The sequence below is a fragment of the Phycicoccus sp. Root563 genome (genome assembly GCF_001427915.1).
Taxonomy (GTDB): Bacteria; Actinomycetota; Actinomycetes; order Actinomycetales; family Dermatophilaceae; genus Pedococcus.
Genome location: NZ_LMGM01000001.1, coordinates 2,961,310 through 2,971,359 on the forward strand (window position 1 = coordinate 2,961,310; position 10,050 = coordinate 2,971,359).

Annotated in this window: 10 protein-coding genes, 1 tRNA gene and 1 pseudogene; 10 read left to right on the plus strand and 2 right to left on the minus strand. The window is 69.4% G+C overall.

Annotated features, from left to right (window positions below; translation table 11 throughout):
* The first annotated feature begins 1 nt into the window (after nucleotide 1).
* The 7 genes and pseudogenes from ASD62_RS14110 (at nucleotide 2) to ASD62_RS14145 (ending at nucleotide 5,819) form a co-directional block, all read left to right on the plus strand.
* A complete protein-coding gene (locus ASD62_RS14110; protein ID WP_056916497.1) occupies nucleotides 2-778 on the plus strand; it encodes a GntR family transcriptional regulator in 777 nt (258 codons plus the stop codon).
* A gap of 98 nt (nucleotides 779-876) precedes the next feature.
* On the plus strand, nucleotides 877-1,323 hold the full coding sequence (locus tag ASD62_RS14115) for a plasmid replication, integration and excision activator (protein WP_200956891.1): 447 nt from the start codon (nucleotides 877-879) through the stop codon (nucleotides 1,321-1,323).
* Nucleotides 1,320-1,571 (plus strand): hypothetical protein, encoded by a 252-nt coding sequence (locus ASD62_RS14120; RefSeq protein WP_157581481.1) that lies wholly within the window; start codon nucleotides 1,320-1,322, stop codon nucleotides 1,569-1,571. The genes ASD62_RS14115 and ASD62_RS14120 overlap by 4 nt, the downstream gene beginning before the upstream one ends.
* Nucleotides 1,572-1,585: 14 nt before the next feature.
* Entirely contained in the window at nucleotides 1,586-2,914 is a 1,329-nt protein-coding gene (locus ASD62_RS14125) for an FtsK/SpoIIIE domain-containing protein (protein WP_056916500.1), read from the plus strand.
* Nucleotides 2,915-3,103: 189 nt separating this feature from the next.
* A pseudogene (locus tag ASD62_RS21015) lies at nucleotides 3,104-4,451 on the plus strand (replication initiator).
* 31 nt (nucleotides 4,452-4,482) lie between these two features.
* Nucleotides 4,483-4,686 (plus strand): AlpA family transcriptional regulator, encoded by a 204-nt coding sequence (locus tag ASD62_RS14140; protein WP_235530779.1) that lies wholly within the window; start codon nucleotides 4,483-4,485, stop codon nucleotides 4,684-4,686.
* A complete protein-coding gene (locus tag ASD62_RS14145; RefSeq protein WP_056916504.1) occupies nucleotides 4,683-5,819 on the plus strand; it encodes a site-specific integrase in 1,137 nt (378 codons plus the stop codon). Before ASD62_RS14140 ends, ASD62_RS14145 begins: the two co-directional genes overlap by 4 nt.
* Nucleotides 5,820-5,847: 28 nt before the next feature.
* Here ASD62_RS14145 and ASD62_RS14150 read toward each other — a convergent pair.
* Nucleotides 5,848-5,923: transfer RNA gene (locus ASD62_RS14150), tRNA-Arg, on the minus strand.
* 118 nt (nucleotides 5,924-6,041) lie between these two features.
* Entirely contained in the window at nucleotides 6,042-6,821 is a 780-nt protein-coding gene (locus tag ASD62_RS14155; protein WP_056916505.1) for a hypothetical protein, read from the minus strand.
* 309 nt (nucleotides 6,822-7,130) lie between these two features.
* Here ASD62_RS14155 and ASD62_RS14160 point away from each other — a divergent pair, with 309 nt between their 5' ends.
* The 3 genes from ASD62_RS14160 to ASD62_RS19845 all read left to right on the plus strand — a co-directional run.
* Nucleotides 7,131-8,009, plus strand: coding sequence for a universal stress protein (locus ASD62_RS14160; protein WP_056917410.1), 879 nt, complete (start codon nucleotides 7,131-7,133; stop codon nucleotides 8,007-8,009).
* 250 nt (nucleotides 8,010-8,259) lie between these two features.
* On the plus strand, nucleotides 8,260-9,033 hold the full coding sequence (locus ASD62_RS14165) for a matrixin family metalloprotease (RefSeq protein WP_056916506.1): 774 nt from the start codon (nucleotides 8,260-8,262) through the stop codon (nucleotides 9,031-9,033).
* Nucleotides 9,034-9,060: 27 nt separating this feature from the next.
* The coding region (locus ASD62_RS19845) for a LacI family DNA-binding transcriptional regulator (RefSeq protein WP_164488420.1) at nucleotides 9,061-10,050 on the plus strand (990 nt) is incomplete at its 3' end.

The following is a 10,050-nucleotide window of genomic DNA, read 5'->3' on the forward strand; positions in this document are numbered from 1 at the left end:
CATGTTGGATCTCGGCCAGGTCGACAAGACTGCCGACACGCCTGCGTTCAAACAGATCGCTCAAGGGATCCGCGAGGCTGTGTCGTTGGGCCGGCTGCAGCCTGGCGACCAGGTGCCATCCGAGGCGCAGCTGATGGAGCAGTTCGGCGTCGCTCGGATGACCGTGCGGCAGGCATTGGCCGATCTCCGAGCCGAGGGACTGCTTCGTGCCGAGCATGGACGTGGGGTCTTCGTTCGTGATCGGCCTGTCGTTCGACGGGTGGCGTCGGATCGTTTCGCTCGGCGTCACCGTGATCAGGGGCAGGCCGCCTTCCTGGCTGAAGCGGAGGGGGTGGGCGCTCCTTCTGTCGACGAGATCGAGGTGGGAAGCGAGGTTGCCTCGACGGATGTGCGTGAAGCCCTCGGCCTGACGTCTCGTGCCAAGGTCGTCGCGCGCCGGCGCCGCTACCTGATGGACGGTCAGCCGGTCGAGCTCGCACAGTCATTCGTCCCGCATGCAATTGCCAACGGGACCAAGATCGCCGACGCGGACACCGGGCCTGGTGGGATCTATGCCCGGCTGGAGGAGTTGGGCCACGAGCTGGCCGAGTTTTCCGAGGAGGTGGCGGCCAGGATGCCCAGTCCTGAGGAGCGTCGTCGGCTCAGGTTGCCGACCGGTACGCCTGTGCTCACGGTTCGTCGCATCGCGTTCGACCGCGAAGGGGCTGCTGTCGAGTTGACCGACGCGGTCAGGGCTGCGCCGAGCTACGTCTTGGAGTACCGCTTTCCTGCGGTTTGACCCAGAACCGTTGCTTGTCTAGAGGAGTGTGCCTTACTGGCTTCTGTTGGTAACCGCTCTAGACAAGTAGAGGTGTTGAGCTGGCGATTCAGCAGAGGATGCGGGTCCTGTTCGAGGACGTCTTCCCGGAGGGGGCGTTCGTGGTGGGACAGGTGGAGCCGGTCGAGGACTACGAGCTGATCCGGGCGGCGAGGGAGGCGGGTCGCGAGCCTGGGGATGTGCAGACCCGGGACAAGGTGACCGAGAAGCGGGTCTGGCAGGTCCGGGTGGTCGATGGTGACTCGATGGCCCGGAAGGGTCAGACCGAGGTCGTGGTGAAGATCGGCGCGGACCAGCAGCCGGTGCCGCCGCCGAAGATCGAGGGGTTGCCGTTCCGACCGGTGATGTTCGAGAACCTGACGGTCACGGCGTGGATCGATGACCGGGGCAACCGTCCGAACATCGCCTGGTCGTTCCGCGCGGACGGGATGCGCGCCCCCAAGGCGGGCGAGGTCACCACCTCGGGCAAGGGGCCGGCTGCCGTGTCTGAGAAGGGTGCGGCGTGATGCGCCCCGTCGAGGCAGTCCAGTGGGCCGATGCCCTGGACGTGGACGTGAAGGACGTCCCGGCCGTGCTCGGTCTGGAGGTGTCACGGATGGACGGGCTGCGCCACGAGATGGCCAAGCTGCACCAAGAGCTGGCCGACGCACCGCAGCAGGACTTCAGGGCCACGTTGTGGCGCTCGATGTCGGCGTGGAGTGCCGCCCAGGGCCAGCTGATGGCCATCGCCGCCGACGCCCGCCGCACCGCGTAAGAGGGTGACGGGGGATGGCCAGCAGGGGGATGTTCGGCAGTGACGACCCGGTCGCGATCATGGTCAAGGGAACGTTCCGGGCCGCGTTCCCCGTCCCCGAACCTGAAGGCCGGCGCAGCGGCTACACCTACGGGGCGCTCAAGAAGGTCCACGTCTCCCCGTCCGGAATCGTGAAGGCCCTGGTCGTCATTCCGGTCGGGCTGGCTATGGACGACTACGCCCGACGCTCCGAAGCCATCGCGGTCGCGTTCGGGGTCCGGGAAGCACGGGTGACGCGGGCCGGGACCTCCTCGGTCTGGGTCGAGCTGCACCGCGCCGATGTCCTGACGGCCACGGTCCGACCCCTGCCGGTGAAGGCGTCGGACGAGCTGAACCTTGCTGCGGTCCCGGTCGGGCGGCATGAGGACGGCACGGACTGGCGGTTCACTCTGTGGGGCACCCACGTCCTGATCGCTGGGGCCACGGGCGCGGGGAAGGGGTCGGTGCTGTGGTCGCTCCTGCGCGGGCTGTCTGCGGCGATCGATGAGGGGTCGGTGCAGGTGTGGGCAATCGACCCCAAGGGCGGCATGGAACTCCGGCCCGGGCAGCGGCTGTTCTCGAGGTTCGAGGATGGCACCCCCGAGACGATGTGCGACCTGCTCGAAGACCTCGTCGCCGTCATGGACGCCCGCGCCAAGACCCTCGCCTCACAGGGCATCCGCAAGCACCAACCCTCGGTCGACTCCCCGCACCTGCTGGCGGTGATCGACGAGCTGGCCACCCTGACCGCGTTCGCCGAGCGCACGACCGTGCGCCGCATCGAACAGGCTCTCGGGCTGCTTCTCACCAAGGGACGAGCGGTCGGCATCACCGTCTTGGCGGCGGTGCAGGACCCCGGCAAAGACGTCGTCGGCTGGCGTGACCTGTTCCCGACCCGGGTCGCGATGCGCCTGGACAACCCGATCCAGGTCGACATGGTCCTCGGCGACGGAGCCCGCGACATGGGCGCCACCGCCGACCACATCTCCGAACGCACCCCCGGTGTGGCCTTCATCCGGGTCGAAGGTACCCGCGCCATCCGACGCGTTCGAGCCTCGTACCTGACCGATGCCGACATCGCCGACCTCGCCTCGTCGGTGACCGCATCCCCGGCCTTGGCGGCGCCGCGTGCACCGAAGCCGGTCGACCCCTTCGACTCCTGGCCCCCGCGCCCGGGCCCAGCTGCTCCCGCAGACGCCGTCCGGTCGACGGCCACGTCCACGCCAGGACCTATGGCGACGACGACAGCCACGGGGGACGGGCTGGGGCGCAAGCCCAGGAAGCCCCGCAAGCCGCGCAACCGCAACGGGTCCCAGGTCGCCTGAGCCATGCCCGTCGACCAGACCACGACACGACCGCGACCCTTCACCGGGTTCGGGGACGAGGCAGGCCTGGACCTCAACCTGGCCTCACCCCGCGTCGCCGCTCAGGTGGTGAAGCGGTTGCTGTCACCGGACTTCGAGGATTGGTCGGCCGCGGTGGCTCGGGTGGGGTCGTGCACCAGCCCGATCCACCTGACCGGCTCCTCCACCCGGGTGGACGCGGCAACGGGGGAGTTGCTGTCGTCGTACTCCTCGGACTCCGAACCGTTGGGCACGACGCTCATTCGATGTGGCAACCGCAGGTCGGACAAGTGCCCCTCCTGCTCCCGGGTATACGCGGCCGACATGTTCCACCTCATCCGGGCCGGCGTCGCAGGCGGCAAAGGCGTCCCGGAGCGAGGGGGAGAACCCGCTGGTGTTCGCCACCTTGACCGCACCGTCGTTCGGCCACGTCCACGGCAAACGCGACAACGGACGAGCCTGCCGCCCCCACGCGAAGTCGCCACGGTGCGAGCACGGACGGCCGGCGACGTGCCTGGCTAAGCACGAGGACGGGGACCAGTTGTTGGGGCAGCCGCTGTGCTGGGAGTGCTACGACTACGGCTCCCACATCGTGTGGCAGTGGTGGGCCCCCGAGCTGTGGCGCCGGCTCACCATCGCCCTCAAACGACTGCTCGCCCAACGCCTCGACGTTCGCGAGGCCAAGCTGAACCACCACGTCACGGTGCAGTACTCCAAGGTGGCCGAGTACCAACGCCGCGGGCTGATCCACTTCCACGCCCTGATCCGCCTCGACGGCCCCAAGACCGACGAAGGCTTCGCTCCCGCACCGGAGTGGTTGACCGCGCAACACCTGGCCGAGATGGTCGAGGACGCCGCACGCTCCGTCCGGTTCACCGCACCGCCCGTGTTCGGCGACGATGGCGAGAGAGTCCTGGCGTTCGGGACCCAGGTCGACTCACAGCCGGTGAAAGTGGGGCACCGCACCGACGACCCAAACGGACCCTTGACCCCGGAGCAGGTCGCCGGCTACCTGGCGAAGTACTCGACCAAGTCCGCCACCGACACTGTCGACGGCGAGGCATCGAACCCGCACCTGTCCCGCGTCCAAGCGGTGGCGGCCGAGTTCGCCACGCTCGTCGAGGACGAATGGGTCGCCGCAGGCATGCCCTGCGAGCTCAAGGAACTGACCTACGGGCTGCTCGGGAAGTGGCACACCGCTCTGGGGTTTCGGGGCCACTTCGCCACCAAGTCACGCCGGTACTCGATCACCCTCGGTGCGCTGCGCCGTGCCCGTCGACGCGCCCAGTCCCTGTTGGCGGACGCCCAGCGGACAGGCATACCCGTCGATCTGGCGGCGATGGAAGCACAGCTGCTCGCGGACGACGAGGACGAAACGACGCTGGTGATCGGGTCCTGGTCGTTCGCTGGGATCGGGTGGGACACCGAAGGCGACGTCGAACTAGCCCGCGCTGCCGCCGCTCGGGCACGTGAGTATGCACAACACAGAGCGGAGGCGAAGCGTGTGAATCAGCAGTGACCACAAAGGAAACAATCGAGGGGTGAAGGTCATGAGTAAGGAAGTCGACGAAGTGCAGGCTCCGGTCCTGCTGTCTCCGGATGAGGCGGCGAAGTGGTGCCACATCAGCGTGGGAACGCTGAATCATTTGCGGTACCACGGGCGGTTCGCTCCAGCGATCAGGATCGGCAAGCGCTGTTTCTGGATGCCGCACGACCTGATGGCGTGGTTAGAGTCGCAGAAGGAACCGGCGTGATCATCAAGCGCCCCAACGGAAAGTGGCGCGTGCAGGTCAAGTACCGCAGCCGCGTCGTCGCGGATCGGACCTTCGACCGACGCGGCGACGCGGTGCGGTGGGAGATCGAGCAGAAGCGGCTGCTGCACTCGGGCGAGTTCGTGGCTCCCGCTGCGGGTCGGATCACCGTGCGCGAGCTTGCCGAGGAGTTCCGCGATGCACGGAAGGGTCAGGTTTCGGTGCGGGCTTGGGAGTCGGACGAGAGCGCTCTCCGGGTCCACATCGTGCCGGCCTTCGGGAAGCTCCCCATCTCGTCCGTTACGCCTCCTTTGGTCGAGCGATTCCTGGTCGACCTGGCAGTGTCGCGGTCGGTGCGGACAGCGGCTCGGGTCCGAACCACCCTGCGTGGTCTGTTCAGGTATGCCGTGAAGACGCGTCGGTTGCAGGTCTCGCCCGCGGAGCTCGTGCCGCTCCCGCATCCGGACTCGAGGACAGGCAAGGTCGTCGAAGTCGACCCGTTCACCGTCCCGGCACTCCTCGATGTGGTCGACACCCAGCGGAAACAATCGCCCGGTGGTGCCGACATCACATTGGTCCTGGCCCTGACCGGTCTGCGGTTCGGGGAGTTGCGCGGGCTGCGGGTCCGAGACGTGGTGTCGGTTCCTTATCCAGGGATCGTGGTCAAACGGTCCATTCCGCAGTCCGGGCTGACAGGCGCGGTCATCGAGCGGGCCACGACCAAGAGCGGCCGATCCCGGATGGTGCCGCTGTCAGAGCTGGTCCTGCCGGTGGTGATGAAAGCGGCGGAGGGCAAGGAGCCGAACGACTTGCTCTTCCCTGCGCCCGAAGGCGGGTACCTCCACGCCCAGAACTGGCGGCGGCAGATTCACTGGAACACGACGGGCCTCGGGAGGCGTCCTCACGACCTGCGCCACACAGCGGCATCACTGTGGATCGCGGCTGGGGTGGACATCAAGACGGTCTCGTCGTGGCTCGGCCATTCGACGGCGAAGCTCACGCTGGACACCTACGGACACCTGATGGGGACCGACGCGGACCGGGCTGCCCTGGACCGGGTCAACAAGGCTCTTGGGAACCCAGCGGGCACCCAGCGCCCAGATTCGTCAGAATCGGGAAGTGGCGGCGAGGGCTGAAAATGGCCTCTGAACTGCGAAAACGTGGTGGTGCCCTCGGGCAGATTCGAACTGCCGACACCCGCTTTAGGAGAGCGGTGCTCTATCCCCTGAGCTACGAGGGCGGGGTGCGACTGCGTGCCGCGAGTGCAGGTTCAGCGCGTGGCGAGCAGGCGACGAACTGTGCGACAGGAAGATTAGCCCACCCGGGAAGGGCATCGCCGTCCGGCGGCCGTCGGGTGCTCAGGGAGTGAAGTTGAACGTGGTCCGGGGGAGTGGCGGTGGCGTCGTGCGCTCTTCAAATCCCTTGGCGAAGCCGATGCCCATGGCGATGACGCCGACCGCCGAGACGATCACGAGGGCGGCCACCCCGAGCTGCGCCCACCCCCTCACCCTCTTGGCAATGGGGGAGTCGCTCGCGCCGCGTCCGCCGATCTCGGTCCAGACCCGTCGTTGCTCCGCGCGCGCCGAGGACAGGGTGCGCTCGGCGGTGGTGCCCAGGCTCTGCGCCCAGGTCCACGAACCGTTCGCCGCATTGGCGGCGCTCTCGCTGGCCGCGGCGACGAAACGACCCAGGATCCACAGACCGCCACCGACGAAGGCGACGCCGGACACGGCCTGTCCCATGGCCTCCAGGGTCCCGGTCAGCGACAGGGCGAATCCCAGCACGCCCGCCATTGCCGGCCACACCCACACACCGGTGAAGATGCCGGTGGCCACGTAGGACGACAGTGAGGCGGCAGCGGCGGCCGCCTTGTCATTGGCCTTCGCCAAGGCCTTCTCCAGCTGCTCTCCGCCGCGGTTGTGGTCGACGAAGTCGCGCAACGGCGCCAAGGTCTGCGGCCCCTCGACTCTCGCGGTCGTCGCTGCCTGGTCCAGGGTCAGCTGCGACTCCACCCGCAACGCGGCCAGGCCGATCTGCCTCTCGAGGGCATCCGGGAGCACGTCGAGCTCGCGGCGTGCGGAGATGTACTGATCGACGAGGCTGCGGACTCTGGCGTCCGTCAGGACCTTCGTGTCCATGGCTGCCTCCCCTGCGCGCCGGACGAGCGTCCGCTGCTGCTGTGGAGATGGTCTCGCTGACAGGGCAGGTGCGGATGCACCATTCGGCGTACCCGCGGTGGATTTGTTCCGGTGTCAGCGGGCGGCCCCATCGCTTGGTGAGGGTGTTGGACCACCGCGCTGCCAAGCCGGTGCGCGGAAGGAGCATGTCGCGCACCGGGACCTTGGACCCTGACCTGCCCGGAGCGCGACCAAGACGATGGTGGGGACCCGGTGGGCCTGCGCACCCTGCGCGCACCAGCCCACCGGGTCCTCGACAAGGAGGACTCCATGGATGCACGCATCCTCGTCGGCTACGACGGGACGCCCGGATCGGAGGTCGCCCTCGACTGGGCCGCCGCCACCTCCCGCCGACAGGGTTCGCAGCTGACCGTCCTCCACTGCGTGGAGATGGGGGCCGTACCCATCGTTCCGATCATGTCCGTCGCCGCTCTGCCCAGCGAGGTGCGCGACGACGCGCAGGCCACCCTCGACCGCGGCGTCCAGCGGGCGCAGGCGGTCACCACCCCGTCGCTCGTGACCGGGGTCCTCGTCCTCGGCACCGCAGCGGCTGAGCTGGTCAGCGCCTCCAAGGACGCCGACGTGGTCGTGGTGGGGTCGCGAGGGCGCGGCCGGATCGCCTCCGGTCTGCTCGGATCCGCCTCGTATGCCGTGGCCGCGCACGCGTTGTGCCCGGTCGTCGTGGTCCGGGGTGAGACGACGGTCCAACCCGACCCGGACCACCCGGTGGTCGTCGGCGTCGACGACAGCGAGGCCTCGCACCGCGCCGTGAACGCGGCAGCCCTGCTCGCTGCCACAGCCGACGCCACCCTGCGACTGGTGACCGTCGGCCGGCTGCGCTCACCCGAGGGATGGGCCTACGTCGAGGACTCCAAGGCCGGGACCGAGCACTCGCACGCCGTCCGCGAGCACGCCATACCGATCCTGGAAGGTGCTCGCGAGCGTGCCCTCGAGCGGCACCCAGGGCTCGAGATCGAGACCGAGGTCCTGTTCGGGGAGTCGGGTCACGTGCTCGCGGACCTGGGCGCGCACGCAGGCCTGATCGTCGTGGGGAGCAGGGGGCGGGGCGGGTTCGCCGGACTCCTCCTCGGCTCGGTGAGCCACACCGTGATCCACGAGGCATCCTGCCCGGTGATGGTCGTCCGCTGAGCCCCGCGACCCGGCGGGTTGGGGCGCAGCCGCGGCCGCGACCTGGGCGGCGACGCGCCATACCGGAATCTCGGTCAAGGGCGGGTCAAGGGAGGCAACGTGGGGCACGGCTCGGTCCGTTGGTCGACGCGCGCTCAACCGAACGGACCAAACGCCTCCCGAGTGCGCGAACCGGACAGGGCCGAGGTCTAGCGTTGCCCGCAGAGCGACTCAATCCCCCGGAGCGCTCGACCTCGTCGAAGGACACCCTGTGCGCATCCCCCTCCCTCGCAAGGCCCTCGCCGCGATCACCGCGGCCACCGCCATGCTCGCCTTCGCCACCGCGGTCACCACCGCCACGCCGCAGTCCGCGGAGGGCGCGACGGCGACGTACAAGTTCACCTACCTCACGCTCCCCAACGGCACGAAGGTGCCGCTGCGCTGGAACGGCTGCCAGGCCGCCGTGACGTGGAAGGCGAACCTCGCCGCGGTGCCCACCGCCCAGCGCGCGACCGTGCTGGCGGAGACGAAGACCGCGGTCAGCCGGATCGCCACGTACACGGGGATGACGTTCTCCTACAAGGGATCCACGACCGAGGTCCCGCAGTCGGGGTCGATGCCCAAGCAGTCGGCCGAGCTCGTCATCGCCTACACCACCCCCAGCAAGACGAACTACAGCCTGGCTGGTTCCGTTCTCGGCCAGGGCGGCCTGTACGCCGCCTGGGTCTCGCGGACGTCCGGCGGCACGACGACGTACACGACGGCCGCGCTGCGCGGGTTCGTCGTCCTCGACACCCCGCAGATCCTCAGCCAGACCAAGCCCGGCTTCGGCGCCGGCCTGCGCCGCACCAACGTCGTCCTGCACGAGCTCGGCCACGCCTTCGGCCTGGCCCACGTCACGACGAACACCCAGCAGATGTACCCCAGCATCTCCAGCGTCTCGCCCAACGGCATGGCCACCGGCGACCGGGGAGGTCTCTACCGGCTCGGCAAGCCCGCAGGCTGCATCAACACCTCCGGTATGCCGCTCACCGACCTCAGCTAGGGCACGGCGCGGCGTTAGCCTCCTGTCGTGCGCCCCTCCACCCCGACCCGATCTGTGACGAGCACCGACGTCGCTCGGGACAGTGGTGTCTCACGCACGACGGTCAGCTACGTCCTCAACGACACGCCGGGTGTGACGATCTCCGACCAGACCCGGGCCCGCGTCCGCGCCTCGGCCGAACGCCTGGGCTACACGCCGTCGGCCGCGGCCCGCACGCTGCGGACCGGCCGCAGCGACCTGGTGCTGTACGTCCTGCCCGACTGGCCCCTCGGGCCCGCCGTCGACTCGCTGCTCGACCACCTCGCGGGTGAGCTCGCGGAACGTGGCCTGTCCCTCCTCGTCCACCACCAGCGGGGAGGGCGGCCCCTCACCGACCTGCTGCGGGTCGTGACGCCGCGCGCCGTCGTGGGGTTCACGGCATTCTCGACTGCCGACCGCGACGCGCTGCGCCGAGCCGGTGTGCAGGTCCTCGGGACCCTGCTCGACGATCCCGGCGCGGCGGGCCTGTTCACCGCCTCCCAACGCAGCATCGGTCGCCTTCAGGCCCGTCACCTGCGCGAGCACGGGCACCGCGTCATCGGGTATGCCGCCGCGACCGACCCGCGCGTCGCCCACTTCGTGGAGCTGCGCCTCGAGGGTGTCCGCGCCGAGTGCGCCGAGGCGGGACTGCCTGCGCCCCAGGTGATCTCGGTCGACCCGTCCCTCGAGTCCGCGGTCGCGGCGGTGCGTGGCTGGCGGAGCGCCGACCCCGCCGCCACAGCGGTCGCGGCCTACAACGACGACGTCGCCATCGCCGTCCTGGCCGCCGTGCGGGCCGAGGGCCTGCAGGCGCCGAGGGACCTCGCGGTGATCGGTGTCGACGACGGCCCCGCCGCCCCCTTCACGGTCCCGCCCCTCACCACCGTCTCGCAGGCCCTGGAGGTGCAGGCGCGCCACCTCGCCGGCGTCGTGGTCGAAGGGCTCCGGGGTGGCGACGAGGAAGGCCTGCCCACGGGCGACGACCTCATCGAGGTCGTC

Excerpts from the sequence above, each read along its gene's own strand:
- ASD62_RS14110 (WP_056916497.1), top strand. The coding sequence starts at position 2 with ATGTTGGATCTCGGCCAGGTCGACAAGACTGCCGACACGCCTGCGTTC.
- ASD62_RS14115 (WP_200956891.1), top strand. The coding sequence starts at position 877 with ATGCGGGTCCTGTTCGAGGACGTCTTCCCGGAGGGGGCGTTCGTGGTG.
- ASD62_RS14125 (WP_056916500.1), top strand. The coding sequence starts at position 1,586 with ATGGCCAGCAGGGGGATGTTCGGCAGTGACGACCCGGTCGCGATCATG.
- ASD62_RS14140 (WP_235530779.1), top strand. The coding sequence starts at position 4,483 with ATGAGTAAGGAAGTCGACGAAGTGCAGGCTCCGGTCCTGCTGTCTCCG.
- ASD62_RS14155 (WP_056916505.1), bottom strand. The coding sequence starts at position 6,821 with ATGGACACGAAGGTCCTGACGGACGCCAGAGTCCGCAGCCTCGTCGAT.
- ASD62_RS14160 (WP_056917410.1), top strand. The coding sequence starts at position 7,131 with ATGGATGCACGCATCCTCGTCGGCTACGACGGGACGCCCGGATCGGAG.